13 protein-coding genes are annotated in these 17,397 nt (G+C 41.5%); 7 read left to right on the top strand and 6 right to left on the bottom strand.

The annotated features are described in order from the left end of the window. Window positions 1–8: 8 nt before the first annotated feature. Entirely contained in the window at window positions 9–848 is an 840-nt protein-coding gene (locus tag OQ279_RS09395; protein ID WP_266069620.1) for an RteC domain-containing protein, read from the top strand. A gap of 269 nt (window positions 849–1,117) precedes the next feature. Here OQ279_RS09395 and OQ279_RS09390 read toward each other — a convergent pair whose 3' ends face one another. From OQ279_RS09390 to OQ279_RS09365, 6 genes are all read right to left on the bottom strand, one after another. Further along, a complete protein-coding gene (locus OQ279_RS09390) occupies window positions 1,118–1,996 on the bottom strand; it encodes a sodium:calcium antiporter (protein WP_266069619.1) in 879 nt (292 codons plus the stop codon). Window positions 1,997–2,283: 287 nt separating this feature from the next. Next, window positions 2,284–4,287 carry a heavy metal translocating P-type ATPase gene (locus OQ279_RS09385; RefSeq protein WP_266069618.1) on the bottom strand — a complete coding sequence of 668 codons (2,004 nt, stop codon included), beginning with the start codon at window positions 4,285–4,287 and terminating at the stop codon, window positions 2,284–2,286. Window positions 4,288–4,459: 172 nt separating this feature from the next. Next, entirely contained in the window at window positions 4,460–4,888 is a 429-nt protein-coding gene (locus OQ279_RS09380; protein ID WP_266069617.1) for a Fur family transcriptional regulator, read from the bottom strand. After that, window positions 4,878–6,053, bottom strand: coding sequence for an efflux RND transporter periplasmic adaptor subunit (locus OQ279_RS09375; protein WP_266069616.1), 1,176 nt, complete (start codon window positions 6,051–6,053; stop codon window positions 4,878–4,880). The genes OQ279_RS09380 and OQ279_RS09375 overlap by 11 nt, the downstream gene beginning before the upstream one ends. 4 nt (window positions 6,054–6,057) lie before the next feature. After that, window positions 6,058–10,404 carry a CusA/CzcA family heavy metal efflux RND transporter gene (locus OQ279_RS09370; protein ID WP_266069615.1) on the bottom strand — a complete coding sequence of 1,449 codons (4,347 nt, stop codon included), beginning with the start codon at window positions 10,402–10,404 and terminating at the stop codon, window positions 6,058–6,060. 81 nt (window positions 10,405–10,485) lie between these two features. Beyond that, entirely contained in the window at window positions 10,486–10,806 is a 321-nt protein-coding gene (locus tag OQ279_RS09365; RefSeq protein WP_266069614.1) for a DUF6660 family protein, read from the bottom strand. A 567-nt stretch (window positions 10,807–11,373) separates the two neighbouring features. Here OQ279_RS09365 and OQ279_RS09360 point away from each other — a divergent pair. From OQ279_RS09360 to OQ279_RS09335, 6 genes are all read left to right on the top strand, one after another. Further along, window positions 11,374–11,742 carry an ArsR/SmtB family transcription factor gene (locus tag OQ279_RS09360; protein ID WP_266069613.1) on the top strand — a complete coding sequence of 123 codons (369 nt, stop codon included), beginning with the start codon at window positions 11,374–11,376 and terminating at the stop codon, window positions 11,740–11,742. Continuing rightward, complete coding sequence (gene merTP, locus OQ279_RS09355; protein WP_189602856.1) at window positions 11,739–12,338, top strand: mercuric transport protein MerTP; 600 nt, start codon at window positions 11,739–11,741, stop codon at window positions 12,336–12,338. Before OQ279_RS09360 ends, merTP begins: the two co-directional genes overlap by 4 nt. Then, window positions 12,335–13,681: a dihydrolipoyl dehydrogenase family protein gene (locus OQ279_RS09350; protein ID WP_266069612.1), complete on the top strand. Its 1,347-nt coding sequence runs from the start codon at window positions 12,335–12,337 to the stop codon at window positions 13,679–13,681. Before merTP ends, OQ279_RS09350 begins: the two co-directional genes overlap by 4 nt. A gap of 8 nt (window positions 13,682–13,689) precedes the next feature. Next, a complete protein-coding gene (locus OQ279_RS09345) occupies window positions 13,690–13,896 on the top strand; it encodes a GDCCVxC domain-containing (seleno)protein (protein WP_229793613.1) in 207 nt (68 codons plus the stop codon). 532 nt (window positions 13,897–14,428) lie between these two features. Further along, window positions 14,429–14,842, top strand: coding sequence for an HYC_CC_PP family protein (locus OQ279_RS09340; protein ID WP_189602858.1), 414 nt, complete (start codon window positions 14,429–14,431; stop codon window positions 14,840–14,842). 148 nt (window positions 14,843–14,990) lie between these two features. Then, window positions 14,991–17,363, top strand: coding sequence for a multicopper oxidase domain-containing protein (locus OQ279_RS09335; protein ID WP_266069611.1), 2,373 nt, complete (start codon window positions 14,991–14,993; stop codon window positions 17,361–17,363). Window positions 17,364–17,397: the final 34 nt, after the last annotated feature.

Here is a 17,397-nt window from a genome sequence, read left to right as displayed (position 1 = left end):
AAATTGATATGAAGAGATTTCATGGAGTAATGGAATCATTTGAACAGAAAATAACTGTCATTTTAGATTCTCCAGAACAGCAAATCAGGGTGACAAATAAGGGTATCGATCTCTGCAATAGGGTTCTTACCGAATTAAAAGATCTTATTGAAAAGGAGGATTTAGAATCGGTAGAAGAAGAGATCCACTTTTTCAAAGAAGTTAAGCCTTCTATTATGAGTTATTTAATTTATTTCACAGAAGTTCGCTCCTGTGAAATTAGAAAACCAAAAGCAGGGGTTAATTTCCAGGTCCGGTTTTTTGAGAAAGAAATAAAAAAGGTTAATAAATTTTTTTACAGGAATATTGATTTTTCTCACTACATGGAATTGGGTCACAATTATTTGGATCACCAGTTATTCACACGAAACTACCAGAACAATTTCCCTTTTACTCCACTGGTTAACTACTACCAGTTTCCCGAATTCTCAACCTCTCATGATATGTTGTGGTCTAAGATTAAGGCCATGCATCGATTTCTGCATTATATAAGAAAATGTCTGGGAGAACTACGCCCGGGTCGAAGTTTCATTTCTCCGGAAAGAAAGCATCCGGTTTTATTTTGGACTTCTTCAAAAACAGCTTTGACTGAGTTGATTTACGCCTTGTACTCTGATGGCGCATTAAATCATGGTGCTGCAGATCTTAATACGATTACTACCTCCTTTGAGGATTTTTTTAATGTTAAGCTGGATAACGTCTACAAGACTTACTCAGAAATAAAGGCTAGGAAAGGAAGTAAAACAAAATTCTTAGAGGAACTGATGCTTAATCTTCAACAGAAAATGAGTAAAGAAGATAGCCTTTAAAAGGAAATCTAATTGTCAAAAATAGCCTCCGTTGAAGGAAATCAATTTATTGTTGGAAACTGATGAGAACCATAAATCTTTCAATTCAAGCATCCATTTTTTTGTTTTATCATCTTATAATTCCGTCGGCTGCGGATAAAGGACACCAGCATTGGATCTGTGGTATCGTCAGGGGAAGGCGGTCAAGGCAATGCAAGCGAACATATCTCTAGAAAACAAACAGTTAATAGGAACTATTGGTTCACGGTTCAGACATTCCTCTGCCACTGTTAAAAAATGTTCAGCACCCCAAAAAGCACAACCGCCACATAAACGAGCAGAACACCTCCAAGTGTAGCAACCTGCCATCGCTTAAAACCATGTCCGCTTTTCTTGCTGCCCATATGAATGAAAGCAGCATAAAGAATACCTACCAGGCCTACGAAGCTCAAGACCGTCACGAATAAGGGAAAGTTGCTTACCGGAAGGCCAACTAAGGCCAGAGGAAAAAATGCTACGGTAAGTGTAACAGCATGATCTCCTATGACGCTGGTGACACCAGAAGTTATCTGGCCACTTTTAGCTACGCTCCAAGTGGCGAAAACTTCGGGCAAAGCAGCCATTGGAGCTGTAATAAATAATCCCCCAACTATTTTAGAAATTCCCAAGGCAGTAACAAGATTTTCTGTGGCGCGAACCGTAAAGTATGCACCTACACCCAAAGCGGCTAACCCTGCCAAGGCCAACCATATTTCTTTCTTTTTCCATTCTACTTTTTCATTTTCTTTTTTTCCTCTTAGGAGGGCCTGAGTGAGAAAAGCAACATACATTCCTAACATGATCCAACCATCTACAGGTTGTAGTCCTCTCCATGCAGAAGGAATAGTAAGCACAGCTACAACCGCTACAATGACCAGATAGGGGAGAGCCTGTACAGTTACCGCTGTAGGATCTACTTTCAGCAAGTGTTCAGTTTTGTGCTGCTGGTGACCTTTATCTTTATTCTTATCTTTTAAATGCCTGGTCGCAATGTAGGCTGTTATGACCATTAAAGGAATTGCGATCACATTAGAGCCAAACATGGTCCCCAGACCAATATCTCCCACGCCGGTTACTGCACTGGTGATATTTATTCCTATTTCAGGACTGGCAGCTGCCAAACCAATCAAGGCGCCACCGGCAGCTACCGAAAAACCCCACTGCCGTCGAAGCTTTTTTATGGCTGTGACAGGTGTTCAGCCCCCCAATGGGCTGCCCACACAGCTGCAATCAGAACCAAAGCCCATAACCATACACTCATAAAATGTTCTCTTTAGCTTTCTCACTAAAATAATAAAATAAAAAAATTCGCGAATTTGCACTAACAATGTCGGAGCTATTCTAAATGGTCAATTTACATTTAGCTCGATCCCAAGAATTGTGTATATAATCTCCTTCAGGAGACATAAACCGAACTTTAGAATTTTATTCTCTGCAGTCTCACTGCGTTCAAAATGGCTAAGAATGCCACTCCCACGTCAGCAAATACTGCTTCCCACAAACTTGCTACACCAAATGCCCCAAAAGTTAGAACAAGGGCTTTTACTCCAAAGGCGAGGCCTGTGTTCTGCCATACAATCTGTCGCGTCTTTTTGCCGATCTTAATGGCCGTGGCGATTTTCGCAGGCTGATCTGTTTGTATTACTACATCTGCGGTTTCTATTGCTGCGTCAGAGCCTAAGGCTCCTATTGCCATGCCTACATCGGCTAAAGTGATCACCGGAGCATCATTTATACCGTCTCCTACGAAGGCTACTTTTTTCCCCTGTTTCTTTAGTTCCTCGACCTTATCCACCTTGTCCTGAGGTAGTAGTCCCCCATAAGCTTTATCTATCTTTAACTGTTCCGCAACTTTTTGAACAATAGAATCTTTATCGCCTGAGAGCATAACAATATTATCAATACCATAATCCCGAAGTTGCTTTATAGCTAACGCCGCATCTTCCTTAATTTTATCGGCAATGGTTATGTAACCTTCATATTTGCCATCTACTGCTACCACAACAATCGTTTCCACTATTTCCTCTATCTCTGGGGCATAGGAGATGTTGAACTTCTGCAACAATTTCGCATTACCAATTAAAAGTTCCTGGCCATCTACCGTTCCTTTTAATCCGTGTCCGGCAATTTCTTCTACATCCTGCACTTTCAGCTGTTTATAAGCCTTGCCGGAGTGTTCTACAACTGCCGAAGCTATAGGATGAGTGGATTTATTCTCAAGTGCCGCTGTTAGCGCCAAAAACCGGTCCTTTTCCAGACTTCTGACCTTTACCTCCTGCACTTTAAAAACTCCCTCTGTGAGGGTTCCGGTTTTGTCCATTACTACTGTATCTACCTTTGTAATGAGGTCGAGAAAATTGGAACCTTTAAAAAGAAGACCGTTTCTTGAAGCGGCACCTATACCACCAAAATATCCAAGCGGAATAGAGATTACCAGCGCACAGGGACAGGAGATCACCAAAAAGACCAAGGCCCGGTACAGCCATTCATCAAAGACATAGGTGTCGACAAAGAAATAGGGGAGGAGCGCCAGACCTATGGCAAGGAAGACCACTATAGGAGTATAAATTTTCGCGAAGCGGGTGATGAATTTTTGGGTTTTTGCTTTCCTCCCACTTGCTTCTTCAACGAGTTTGAGAATTTTTGATAAAGCACTGTCTTCATACCCGGAAGTTACTTTTAGCTCAACCAGCCTATCCAGGTTTATCATCCCTGCAAGGACTGTCTCTCCTTTTTTCTTGGTATCAGGTTTTGATTCCCCTGTAAGGGCGGCAGTATTAAAGGAGGAGCTTTCGCTAAGCATTTCTCCATCAAGCGCAACTTTCTCACCCGGTTTTATCTGAATGATTTGCCCAATGTTCACCTTCTTCGGATTAACAATTGAAACCTGACCATTATTAAGAACACTTACCTCTTCAGGACGATTATCAATGAGGGCTTTTATTGAGCGACGGGAACGGGCAACGGCTGCCTCCTGAAAATGTTCTCCAATTACATAGAACAACATTACCGCCACCCCTTCTGCATATTCTCCAATGTAAAACGCACCCACGGTAGCAATGGTCATAAGGAAAAATTCATTGAAAATATTTCCTTTTCCTATGTTGGTCACAGCATGTTGTACAACTTTCCCACCAACCAAAACATAAGCAACACCAAAAACAATTAAGCGCAGATATCCTTTAAACCATTCCACATCAAAAAAGTCCAGCCCAATACCAAAAAGTAAAAGTATCAAGCTTACTATAGTCGGAATAAAGGAAGATCTTTCTTCCTCATCTTTATCTGCTCCCTTTTGCTGAGGGGTACAACAGGAATCTTCCCCTTTTTCAGGTTTTGGTCCGGGTTCTTCAGCCGTTCTGGGAGAAGTAATTTTTGGATCTTGTAATTCTGTGTCTTTATAATCCTTGTCTTTCGCCATAACTTCTTATTAAAGGTCTTTAAATAGAAAAAGCCAATACAATAAAACCGGTATTTCCCTAGCTAATTATGTCATTTTTAATTACAGGAACGAAATTAATCTATATAAACCTGCAATGGAAGTGCATTGTTTGGTGTAGACCTTTACTTTAGAAGAACAAGCTCGGAAAATTCTATTTTTTATTGCATTTGTCGCAGGTTCCCTTAACCACCAAACTGGCGTCAGTTGCTGTAAAACCCGGTGGAAGATTAATATGCGGAATCTTAGTTTCAGTTAAGCACTGGGTTTCTTTACAGGTTTCACAGTGAAAGTGGAGATGAAGATCGCTATCGAGCTCACAATTACAGCCCGCCTCACAAAGAGCATACTTGGCTACTCCACTCCCGTCTTCAATCAAGTGGACGATTCCACTTTCCTCAAAAGTTTTAATGGTACGATAAATAGTTGTTCTTTCACTTTTTTCAAAAGCCGTCTCGATGTCAGCCAAAGTTACAGCCATTTGCTTTTGAGCTAAAAACTTAAAAATGAGCATCCGCATTGCTGTAGGCCTCACCTGCTTTTCCTCTAAAATTTTTCTATTGCTTTCATAATTAATGCGCATGACCGCCTTCTCCTTTTTGCATTTCAGCCATAAGATAGTAGGCGTTGTTATAAGCAAATCTCGTCTCTTCCGGCAGGTCTTTTAATAGCTTTACTTCAACCCATTCACCTCCATTTGTACCGGTAATAACCTCTACAGGTCTAAAGCTCCATGCATCTCCTTCCTCTTCTGCCGTAAAAGCATAAAATTTACCCCCTTCTCTAACTATGGCAGATTCGGGTAGTGCTGTTGTTCGTTGATTGTCAACCGCAATTCGTCCTCGTACATACATTCCCGGAACCAGGTTTTCTGGCCGGTCGATGATTTCCGCATGTACATGAACAGCTTTAGGATCCTGCTCAAAGTTCTTGCTTACAGAAATGATTTCCGCAGTTAATTCAGTTCCGGGTAACGATTCGATTGTGAAAAATACTTTCTGTCCTTTCTCCACTTTTGCCACATCTTTTTCAAAGACCATAAGGTCCACATGAACATGTTTGATATTAATGATCTGGAACATTTCAGACTGCGCCTGTACAAATTGGCCTGTTTTGATATTGACCGATTGAACAGCACCATCTATAGGGCTTCTAACGGGAATCCTTTGCTGAATATTTCCATTTCGAATAGTTTCAGGATTAATATTTAGTTGTTGCAGTTGAGCCTTAAGTCCGGCAACCTGTCCTTGGAGGCTTTCCAATTCTGCCTCGGCACGTTGAAAGATTTGCCCTGAACCCACTCCGGCTTCGTACAATTTCTTTTGTCTTTGAAATTCTTTTTCCTGATAATTAAGACTATTCAAAGCATTCATATACTGCGTTTGTACTTCAATGATCTCCGGGTGTTCAATGTATGCCAATACATCTCCACGCTCAACTTCATCTCCTTCGATCACTGTTATTGACGATACGTTACCTCCAATTACAGGAGTAACTGTGGCTTCACTTTGAGGAGGGACTTCCAGCTCTCCATTTGCCTGTACATAGCCGCTAATTAACCTCGTTGTAAGGCTGTCAATTTTCATGTCAAGTACATCGAACTGCTGCTGTGAAAGCATAGCTTCCTTGACGGTTTCTGTTTTAGCAGGTTCACCGGCTTCTTCTTTCTGATTCTCCTCTTTTTCAGTATTTTCCCCGCAAGACAATAGAAGGAGAAACGGGAGCATATATATTGTTTGAAATTTCATTTTTTTAGTTTTTTCCTGTTAGGTAAAATTGTAATTCTGCAAGGGCTATCTGGTAACTTTCAAAAGCCTCGAGCGCTTTAATTTCTGACTCCATTGCATTGTCTAAATTCTGAATAAAAGCCACATATTCAATGGCACCTTCATTAAAGGCGAGTAACGATCCCTCCCGTTGTTCCTTCAGCAAGGGAAGGACTTCATCCCTGTAAAACAGCCAGGAGGATTTCCATCGCTTATAGTTTCTCAAGGCAATTTCATAATCAGATTTTATTTGGTCTGTCTTAAAACCGGCAGCTCTTTGTGCAATTTCCTTTTCTATTTTTGCCGCTTTAGCTTCGCCGTGGGCCGCCCCGGAGAGGATTGGAATAGATATACCCGCTTGATAATTATAAAAACCGGTTGCTCCATTTGCTTTTTGAAGTCCGTACTGAACACTGAAATCGGGTAGGAAATTTGCCTTTTCTGCAGCATAAGCAGCTTCTGCCACCGCAACCTTCTTTTCAGAAACTTCTAAAAGAGGGTGATCCTTAGGTAATTCTCCGGCAAGGAAAATTTCATCCTCCTGAATACCTTGAAAATCATCCGGGACATCATAGACTTCCTCATCTCCCAGCCACAGATTCAGCTTTTGCAGGGCTGTTAGGTAGTCCATCTCGGCCTGTTGCAAATCAATCGTAATCTGGCTGACCTTATTTTTGGCTGTCAACATTTCTAATCTGGAAATGGCCTCTACATGGTACCGTAGACTAACTGCCTGCTCTAATTTTTGGTACAGGGAATCCACTTCCTGAAATAACAGATACTGTTGCTTTGCGGAAAAGGCACGACTCCATGCAATTTTCACCTCCTGTGCCACCTGAAGTTGAGACAGCTCATATGCTTCTTCTGCAAGCCCAATCCTTTTATTGTAAAGCTTATTTTTAGAAGGTATTCCAAATAAATCGATCCCTTTCTGTTGAACTCCTATGGTGGTGTATATTCCACCTGCTTCTCCAAGCTCTTCTCCACCCGTAAATACTTCGGTTTCCCCGATATCCCAGGCAGACCTTTTCATTGCCTGCTCCTGTTTAATTCGGGACTTCTCATTCTTCAGAAGTGGGTAATTGTCCAGAGCTAAGGCTACTGCTTGTTCCTGCGTTACCTGCGGAGATAATTCAGTTGTCTGAGCTTTCAAACCGGCAGGTAAAAGGAACAGGACAAGAATTACTGCAAAAGAACCACCTGTTGCGGGTTTAAATTTCATTCTGCCCGACCTTGATTCCACCCATTTATACAGAATAGGCAGAATGAATAATGTGAGCAGGGTAGAAGTGATTAAGCCCCCTATAACTACAGTTGCCAGCGGCCGTTGCACTTCTGCTCCGGCAGAGCTGGAAATAGCCATAGGCAGGAATCCGAGTACGTCGGTAAGAGCCGTTAATAAAATGGGACGGATTCTGCTTCTTGTTCCAAGGGTGATCCTTTCATTTAGATTTTTCACACCTTCTTCTTTTAATTCATTGAAACTGCTTATGAGAACAAGACCATTTAAAACTGCCACTCCAAATAATACAATGAAGCCAACCCCGGCAGAAATGCTAAAGGGCATGTCCCGTAGCCATAAAGAAAATATTCCGCCAATAGCTGCAAGTGGAATAGCTATGTAGATCATGGTGGTTTGCTTGAAAGATTTAAGAGCAAAATAGATCAGGATGAAAATGAGGAGCAGGGCAATGGGAACTACAATTTGCAGTCTCTTGCTTGCTCTTTCAAAATTTTCGAAAGCTCCACCGTAGCGAATGTAATAACCCGGCGGAAGTTCAAACTCAGCGTCCAGTTTGGTCTGTATGTCCTCCACCACAGACTTTACATCACGATTCCTGATGTTTACTCCCACGTAAGTACGGCGGTTCGTGTTATCTCTACTGATCTGCATCGGGCCGGGCTGATAACTTATATCAGCCACTTCTTTCAGCGGGATCTGGCTACCTGAAGGCAGAGTTACGTATAGATTCCTAATATTCTCAATACTTTTTCTTTCTTCTTCCTGTAATCGCACTACCAGGTCGAACCGTCTTTCTCCTTCAAAAATAACTCCTGCGTCCCCGCCTGCAAAAGCCGACTGGATAAGGGAATTCAACTCCTTGATCTGTAAACCATATTGAGCAGTTTTATTCCTGTTATAGTTGACCGTGATTTGCGGTAATCCGGCTGTGGCCTCTACTTTTATATCGGCAACGCCTTCTACCGTAGCAATAATATTACCCATCTCCTGCGCCTTACTTGCCAGAACCTCCAGATCTTCCCCATAAAGTTTGACTGCAACATCTTCTCGAACACCTGTAAGAAGTTCGTTGAACCGCATTTCTACTGGCTGAGTAAATTCATAGCTAACGCCGGGAATAATCTCTATGGTTTCTTTGATCTTTGCAATAAGTTCATCCTTAGAATCGGCAGAAGTCCACTCATCTTTATCCTTCAGAATTATAAAACTGTCTCCAATGTCCATAGGCATAGGATCTGTGGGGACATCAGAAACTCCAAACCGGGTGACTACCTGTTCTATTTCGGGGTACTCGTCCAGAAGAAGCTGTTCTATTCTTGTGGAGGTTGCAATTCCCTCGTCAAGCGAACTTCCCGGTTTCAGGATAATGTGAAAAGCTATGTCCCCTTCGTCAAGCTGCGGAATAAATTCCCCTCCCATTTTGGTGAACATAAAAGCAGCCAAAGCGAAAAGGGCTATGGCGGTGCCAAGCATGATTTTTCCTCTTTTTAAGGATTTGTTTAATAGAGGCTCATATTTATTCTGAACCCAGCCGACAAATTTATCGCCATAGGATCTCTTTCGTTTCTTACTCTCCTTCAGAAAAAGAGCAGAGATCATCGGCACGTAGGTCAAACACAGGATCATTGCACCCAGCATAGCGAAGATAAAGGTGAGTGCCATGGGCTTGAACATCTTGCCTTCAACCCCTTCCAGGGCCAGGATTGGAAGAAAAACAATGAGGATTATAAGCTGCCCAAAAAAGGCAGAATTCATCATATTTTTAGCCGAAGAAGCGGCTATGGAATTTCTTTCAGATTTGTTCAATTCGCCTCTTTTCTTCATGCGCTGATGAATCGTAAAAACGGTACTTTCTACAATGATCACGGCTCCGTCGACTATGATCCCGAAGTCTATTGCTCCCAGGCTCATCAGGTTTGCCCAGACGTCAAAAAGGTTCATCAGAATGAAAGCAAACAGGAGGGAAAGCGGAATGGTGGAGGCGACTATTAATCCTCCCCGCCAGTTCCCCAGGAGCAGCACCAGGACAAAGATCACGATCAATCCTCCTTCGAGCAGGTTTTTCGTAACTGTGGAAGTAGTGTCACTAATAAGTTCACTTCTATCCAAAAATGGCTTTATGGACACTCCTTCAGGAAGGGATTTCCGGATCTGCTCGATCCGGTCTTTAACATTGTCTATTACCTCATTGGAATTGGCTCCTTTCAGCATCATGACCATTCCGCCAACGGCTTCTCCCTGTCCATTTTTTGTTAGTGCTCCATAACGTACGGCACTTCCAATTCGAACATCAGCCACATCTGAAACTGTTATAGGAACTCCGCCGGAAGTGGTGACGACAATCTTTGCCAGGTCCTCCACACTTCGGGCAAGGCCCTCGCCACGAATGAAGTTTGCCTGATGGTTCTTCTCAATATAAGCCCCACCGGTATTCTGATTGTTATTTTCAAGGGCGGTAAAAACATCAGAAATAGAAAGTCCAATAGCTTTTAATTCGTCCGGATCTACAGCAACTTCATATTGCTTTATCATTCCGCCAACACCGTTCACTTCAACAACACCCGGCACCATTGCCATTTGTCGTCGTACAATCCAGTCCTGAATTGTTCTCAGCTCAGTAGGGGAGTAGTCATCTTTGAATTCCTCTTCTATTTCGAGGGTGTACTGGTAAATTTCACCAAGTCCTGTAGAAATAGGCCCCATGGAAGGTTGACCAAATCCTTCGGGGATTTCATCTTTTACGGCATTTAGTTTTTCACCCACTAACTGCCTGGGGAGATAAGTACCCATGTCGTCTTCGAAAACAATAGTTACTACGGAAAGTCCGAACCTGGATACCGAGCGAATCTCTGTCACCCCGGGCAAATTACTCATGGCGATTTCCACGGGGTAGGTGACGAACTGCTCGATGTCTTCAGTTCCTAAATTGGGTGCCTGGGTGATCACCTGCACCTGATTATTTGTGATGTCTGGTTGGGCATCTACAGGCACCTGGAAAACGCTCCAGATCCCTGCACCAATTAGCACCACTGTTAAGAGACCAATAATAAATTTATTATTGATCGAAAAATCAATGATCTTATTAATCATATATGATAATTTAATTCAGTTTGTAATAAAATTCTCTGGCCGAAGCCATTGACAACAGGATATAGCTATCCTAAAACTGAATTAAACACGGGGAGGCTGAAAATGAGAAAAGACAATTTCCTTGCCTGCACTCTCGCCAAACAGAGGTGTCAAAAAAGGTATTTTTGGCTCAAATACTTCAAATGCACTTGTGTCAAATTTCACCACATGCACATGGCAGCAGTGACATTGGCAAAAAGGAGGACAGTCATCAGAAGTTCCATGCTGAGCTCCTTGCGGATCCTGCTCGACCTCCAAACTTACGGATACAGCATCCTGATTTTCAGATACCGCTATGTCATCACAGGGAATAAAGTTTAGCCCCAGGAAATAAATAGATAATATGACTGCGAAAAATTTCACAATGCAAAGGTATTAAAATATGGATGCACAGGAAGTGCAATTAATAGATAGATGAGCTAATGAAAGGTTACTTAACCTAAGTTTAAAAACGGTGGCAGGCTTGTACATATTAATGTTGTGCTTAAAATGGCAATTACGGGAGGGAGAAGGCTAATTTTGAAATTCCTTCAGTAATAAAGATTGCCCCATCTACGTTTTCCATCTAACCACTTTAGCGATGGTTTTCGGAAATTTCATTATTGAGTACTTTCTTGTACATCACAGTAACGGCATTGAGAATGGAATACAAAGGGATTTATATACCAGCCATTCAGAAAGATATTTTCTATCTCAATGGGAATTTATTCTACAGCCTATCCTATTTTTTATCATTAATTATCAGCGACAAAAATGATTCAGCGATTTTCTTTATTTTCTTTCCACCAGATAATTGATTAGTTGATTTAAAAATGATGCCATTTGTAAAGTAAAAAATAGTCCTACACCCTCGGATTTAGTAAATAGTTAGCCGGACAAAATATTTTATGTGTTTAAGTACTTGCTTAAATAATTTTTTACCTTTGGTTTATGGAAAACAATAGCTGCATACGGAAAGAGGCCGATTTGAATCAAATCAAACGGTGTAAAGAACAACTATCAGAAGTTGAAGAGGCAGTAGGTGCCTTAACTGATAAGCTCTCATTGGTAAGTAACAGCGTAAGATTAAAGATTCTTTATGTCCTTCAGGCAGAGGAAAGGTTATGTGTTTGTGATTTAAGTGATATTCTGAACATGACCATACCAGCAGTTTCGCAACACTTGCGAAAGTTGAAGGACAGGGATTTTGTAAAATCGGAAAAGGAAGGTCAAACAATCTTTTACTCGCTACGGGATGACCATCGGGAACTTCTTGCTCCTTTTTTTAATTTGTTGAATCGGCAACCTGAAGCCATATGAATGCTAAAAACAGTTTACTTGGAGTGGGAATTTTAACTGGTATCTCCAGTTCCCTTTGTTGCATAACTCCCTTACTTACTATAGTAGCAGGAACGGGAACCATGGCAGGTGCATTTGAATGGTTGGAGCCTTTTAGATGGCCTCTTGTCGTGATTTCCCTTTTTGCTTTGGCTGTTGCCTGGTATCTTAAGATTAAACCTGTCAAGGTTGAGGATTGCGGTTGCGACACAGAATCTCGAACATCATTCTTCCAATCCAGAACATTTTTGGGTGGAGTGACTGTTTTTGTTGCCTTGAGTTTAGCATTTCCTTACTACGCAGAAGCTTTTTATCCTTCCAATGAAAGAGAAGTTGTGTTCGTGCAGGAGAAAAACATTCAAACCATGGAATTCTTAGTGAGCGGTATGACCTGCGCAGGATGTGAGGGTCATGTAAAATCCGAAGTTAACAAGCTGAATGGTATTGTTTCCTGCAAAGTATCTTACGAAGATGGTAACACGGTTGTCGAATTCGATAATACACGTACTAATGTTCAAGAGGTAAAAACGGCTATTGCACGAACAGGATATAAAGTAACAGAAATTAGAAAACAATGAAACAATATGATGTTATAGTAATAGGTTCAGGTATGTCGGGTATGACCGTTGCGAACAAGTGTGCTTCCAAAGGATTAAAAGTAGCTGTGACAGATGAGCTACCCTATGGTGGAACTTGTGCTCTTCGTGGTTGTGACCCAAAAAAGATAATTATTGGTGCTACCGAAGTGAGAGACTTCGCTCAACGTCTGGTAGGAAAGGGTATTAATACGGTTCCTCAAGTAGAATGGAAGGACATTATGGCCTTTAAACAGGAATTTGTAGATGCAATGCCTGAAAAAATTGAAAAAGGATATAAACACAATGATATCGACACCTATCATGGTGCCGCTCGCTTCATCGGCAGTGATGCAGTCGAAATTGCATCGGAAGTTTTAAAGGGAAGCAAGATTGTTATTGCAACTGGAGCACGTCCACGCCAGTTGAAATTTGACGGTGGTCACCTTGCATTGACAAGTACAGATTTTTTAAATCTTCAGGAACTTCCTAACTCATTAATCTTTATAGGTGGTGGATACATTGCCTTTGAGTTTGCACATATAGCTAAGCGATGTGGAGCAGAAGTTACCATCATACATCGGGGACCTCAGCCTTTGGAGAATTTTGATAAGGATATAGTTCACCATTTGTCGGAGGCCACCAGAAAACTTGGAGTAAGATTGATGCTCGAAACAAACGTCACGGGAATCAAGCAAGATGCAAAAGGTTATACGGTAATTGGTGAAACAAATGGTTCCGAAACAGAGTTTACAGCTGAAGCTGTTTTCAACAGTGCGGGAAGAGTACCCCATATTGATGACTTGAACTTGAAGAAGGCTTCTGTAAATTATAACAAGAAAGGAATTGAGGTCAATAAGTACTTACAAAGTACCTCCAATCCATCCATATATGCTGCTGGTGACGCTGCCGATACTGATGGGCTTCCATTAACCCCGGTAGCTGTTTATGAAGGTAATATCATTGCTTCCAACATATTAAAGGGTAAAAATAAGAAACCGGAATATCCACCTATGCCGTCAGTTGTCTTTACCCTACCACCTATGGCTTCGGTAGGTCTGACTGAAGTGGAAGCGGAGAAAGCTGGGTTAAATATCAAAGTGAACACCAAGGCAGTTCCAGGGTGGTTCAATGCTAAACGTCTTAACGTTCAGGAATATGCTTATAAAACCATAATAGACACTGATAAAAGTACTTTGGTGGGAGCTCATCTCATTGGTCCGGGGGTAGAAGAAACGATTAACTTTTTCTCACTTGCGATGTACAAAGAGGTGCCAGTACGAGACTTAAAGAAAATGATTTATGCCTATCCGACAATGGGCTCGGATATCACATCAATGTTATAAACATACCTATGGAAACTATTTTAAAATCTGTTTTGACGTGTTCTAATTGCGGCCACTCCAAGCAAGAAGAAATGCCAACAGATGCCTGCCAGTTTTTTTATCAATGTGAGCAATGTAAAGAGGTTTTAAGGCCCAAAGAGGGTGATTGTTGTGTGTTCTGTTCATTTGGAAGTATTCCCTGTCCTCCTATTCAGGAGAATAAAAGTTGCTGTTAAATTCCCTTTTATAATTTGATTTCCACCCGGGGATATGTTTTTAAAATTAATAGTCTCCGGTAAAAAATCAAGATCGTTCCGCCAAAGGCAAAACGGCAAGAGAGAGGAAGTAAGACTAGGTTTTAATTATCTGATAAACAGATGGTTATAGCGTAAATATTTTTTACAACAGGCTAATTATCAGCAGAATTTATAATGCTTTAAAAGCAAGCTGTATAATTGAAAATACTCTTCAATGCCTCATTCATCAGGGATTTTAGCTGTTACCCAAAAAAACCCGGCTACAGAGCATTAATATAGTTCTTAAGAGGGAGAAGAATTGTCGTAGTCTTGACGGTATATTGAGGTTCGCCGAGATGCCGCTCAAAAGAGTTTTATATAATGAAATTAAGAAAGCTTATTTCGCTTAGCCAATTAGTACAACATTTTTCCATAATAGTATAACACTAGCTGCTATTTTATATTTAATTTCGCTTTTTAAGCGAAAAAATTAGGAGATCATTCTATTATGGGAATGTTTTCTCCATTGACGATGAAAAGTACATTGCGTAATATTGTCTCTATTTTGATGGCACTTGTGGTGTTGTTGTCTACTTTATCTTTTACTGTAGAAAAACATTTCTGTGGAGGTCTTTTAATGGATCTGGCTGTCTTTTCTGAAGCTAAAAGTTGCGTAATGGGAATTCATGATCATTACAATATGGCCACTTCCATGAAGAAGGATCATTGTTGTAGTAATGAAAAAATTTTAGTTGAAGGTCAGGACGAGTTGAAAAATTCGTTTTTATCGCTGGATTTTAAACAACAGGTGTTTTTAGGTGCTTTTGCGAATTCCTATGTGTCTCTATTTAATTATATACCTCGGCAGGTGCCGGCTTACACATTTTATTCTCCTCCTTTGCTGATCCATAGTATTTATCTTCGGGATCAGGTGTTTCTTATTTGATTTAATATTTTTGTCAATACCAGTTACTTACTACTGGTAAGGTATATCTGTTTTAGGAGTGAATTAAAATATTCATTGAGATTATACTTTATTTGAAATAGCCACTACAAATGACTTCATGTTCAAATATTAATTAAATTAATAGGAAATGGAAAAACATCTTTTTGCAGTATTATTAATAGTTGTATCAATAAATCTTACTAATGCCCAACAAACCCCCTCATTAGAAGGGAATGTGGATAATTTACCTGTACGGGAGTACCATTTAACCCTAGATGAAGAAATGGTCCATATTGCAGGAGAGGAAAGCATGGGCATGACGATTAACGGCAGCATTCCCGGTCCAACTTTAAACTTTAAAGAGGGGGAATATGCCGTTATATACGTTAAGAATGAAATGGAAGAGGAAACTTCAATTCATTGGCACGGCCTCCTGCTACCCAATTTTTACGACGGAGTGCCTTACCTCACTACACCACCCATAGAGCCCGGTAAGATACAGAAGTATGAATTTCCCCTCATTCAGGCTGGGACTTACTGGTATCACTCTCACACCATGCTGCAGGAACAAAGTGGCGTATACGGTTCAATTGTCATAGAACCACAAATACCATCGGCCGCTTATAATTATGATCACGACGAAGTACTGGTTCTATCGGATTGGACTTTTGAGAAACCGCGGAATGTCCTGCGGAACCTAAAGCGCGGCAACGAATGGTACAGCATTAAAAAAGGAACTGCGACTCCCTTGAACCGTGTAATTGCCAGGGGCGCTTTGGGTGCCCAGCTGGATTTCTGGCGTCAGCGCATGGAAGGTGCAGATATCGCGGACATATATTATCCTGCTTTTTTGACTAACGGGGATACAGTACAACATTACACCAAATATGAAGCCGGGGATAAGGTAAGGCTACGCATTATAAATGCAGCCGCATCAACGCAATTTTGGCTTACCTTCGGAGGCACTCCGCCTCTTTTAGTTTCGGCCGATGGCCTGGATGTGGTCCCGGTGAACAAAGAAAAACTTTTTATTTCCATCGCAGAAACCTATGACCTAATCATTACCATTCCTGAAAACGGACAGATTGAAATGCGGGCCGTAGCCCAGGATGGTTCAGGGGCTACACATGCCTATTTCGGAAGTGGAGACATACTACCGGCAGAGGTGCTGCCAAGGCCGGATAAAATAGGTATGATGATGCAGATGGCAGAAATGGACATGCGTATGGGAGCTCCCGCCATGAAATTCAATCCGGGCAAAGTCGAGCCCTACGAGTTTATGAAAGAATGGGGAATGGACATGGAACATGGTGAAAAAATGGAGGGGGATATGGGTATGGACCACGATAAAAAAATGGGGAATATGGACAGGCAGAGAATGCCCGAGATGGATCATGACGCACATGAACCGATGACTGACAGCCTTCGGGCAGAGCGTTCCTCTTCAGAGAAGACCCAAACTTCAGAAAAAGGACAGCAGAGGGGGGGATCCAATATGTCAAAAATGGGAATGTTTGCAGATTATAATTATGATTTTCTACAGGCTCCTGTCCCTACTACTATTGATGAGACGAAATCCGAAAGAGAGATTTTGCTGAACCTTACCGGCAATATGTGGCGCTACATCTGGAGTATGAATGGAGTACCCCTGGCCGAAGCCGATATGATTAAAATTGAAAAAGGTGAAAAAGTGCGAATAATATTCAACAACCTCACCATGATGCACCACCCCATGCATTTTCACGGCCATTTCTTTCGTGTTCTTAATAAGCATGGAGCCTATTCTCCGCTCAAGCACACAGTGAATGTAGCACCTATGCAAAAGACCATCATTGAATTTGAGGCCAATGAGGACAGTGATTGGTTTTTACACTGCCATGTGCTGTATCACATGGTTGGGGGCATGGCCAGGGCAGTAACCTACCAGACCGAGCGCAATCCACTAATGAAAGAACATCCCAGAGAAATTCTCTTTCAGGAAGGGAATCACTTTTTTACCTGGGGCTTAGCAGATGTAGCCTCTCACATGACCGAAGTGAATGTGGTTTCCAGCAATATCAGGAACCAGTTCAATTTAATTGCAGAATACGGCTGGAACGAAAATTTAGAAGCTGAGTTTTCTTACGAATATTACCTGAACGACTGGTTTCGGGTATTTGGTGGGGTGAACGTGGAAAATGAAATGAAAGATAACCTGGATGAACTAAGTACTACTGCCGTTGCCGGGGTACGCTATTTTACGCCATATATGTTCAACCTGGATGTACGGTTGGACCATAAGCTAAGACCGCAAATAAGTTTAAGCCGGGAAATTATGTTATTTCCAAGATTCGTCATATTCGGGGAATATGAGTTCCAGGCCGATTTTGGCTGGGTAAATGAATTGCCCCAAGGCACTGACTTTGAAAAAGAACAAGTGTACAATGTGGGTGCCGAATACTTCCTTTCCAGGAATTTTTCTGTAATGGGAAGTTATGACAACCGGTTTGGTGCGGGGGGTGGACTTAGCATAAGATTTTAGTGAAGTATCAATATCAATTAATATCAGTTTAAAC

This window comes from Salinimicrobium profundisediminis, from assembly GCF_026241755.1.
Classification (GTDB): Bacteria; Bacteroidota; Bacteroidia; order Flavobacteriales; family Flavobacteriaceae; genus Salinimicrobium; species Salinimicrobium profundisediminis.
Note: the sequence above shows the minus strand (reverse complement) of the source record. Positions and strands in the feature narration are given on the sequence as shown.

What these genes read in the sequence shown, in the direction of transcription:
- OQ279_RS09395 (WP_266069620.1), top strand. Translation starts at nt 9, where the DNA reads ATGAAGAGATTTCATGGAGTAATGGAATCATTTGAACAGAAAATAACT.
- OQ279_RS09385 (WP_266069618.1), bottom strand. Translation starts at nt 4,287, where the DNA reads ATGGCGAAAGACAAGGATTATAAAGACACAGAATTACAAGATCCAAAA.
- OQ279_RS09380 (WP_266069617.1), bottom strand. Translation starts at nt 4,888, where the DNA reads ATGCGCATTAATTATGAAAGCAATAGAAAAATTTTAGAGGAAAAGCAG.
- OQ279_RS09375 (WP_266069616.1), bottom strand. Translation starts at nt 6,053, where the DNA reads ATGAAATTTCAAACAATATATATGCTCCCGTTTCTCCTTCTATTGTCT.
- OQ279_RS09370 (WP_266069615.1), bottom strand. Translation starts at nt 10,404, where the DNA reads ATGATTAATAAGATCATTGATTTTTCGATCAATAATAAATTTATTATT.
- OQ279_RS09360 (WP_266069613.1), top strand. Translation starts at nt 11,374, where the DNA reads ATGGAAAACAATAGCTGCATACGGAAAGAGGCCGATTTGAATCAAATC.
- merTP (WP_189602856.1), top strand. Translation starts at nt 11,739, where the DNA reads ATGAATGCTAAAAACAGTTTACTTGGAGTGGGAATTTTAACTGGTATC.
- OQ279_RS09350 (WP_266069612.1), top strand. Translation starts at nt 12,335, where the DNA reads ATGAAACAATATGATGTTATAGTAATAGGTTCAGGTATGTCGGGTATG.
- OQ279_RS09345 (WP_229793613.1), top strand. Translation starts at nt 13,690, where the DNA reads ATGGAAACTATTTTAAAATCTGTTTTGACGTGTTCTAATTGCGGCCAC.
- OQ279_RS09340 (WP_189602858.1), top strand. Translation starts at nt 14,429, where the DNA reads ATGAAAAGTACATTGCGTAATATTGTCTCTATTTTGATGGCACTTGTG.
- OQ279_RS09335 (WP_266069611.1), top strand. Translation starts at nt 14,991, where the DNA reads ATGGAAAAACATCTTTTTGCAGTATTATTAATAGTTGTATCAATAAAT.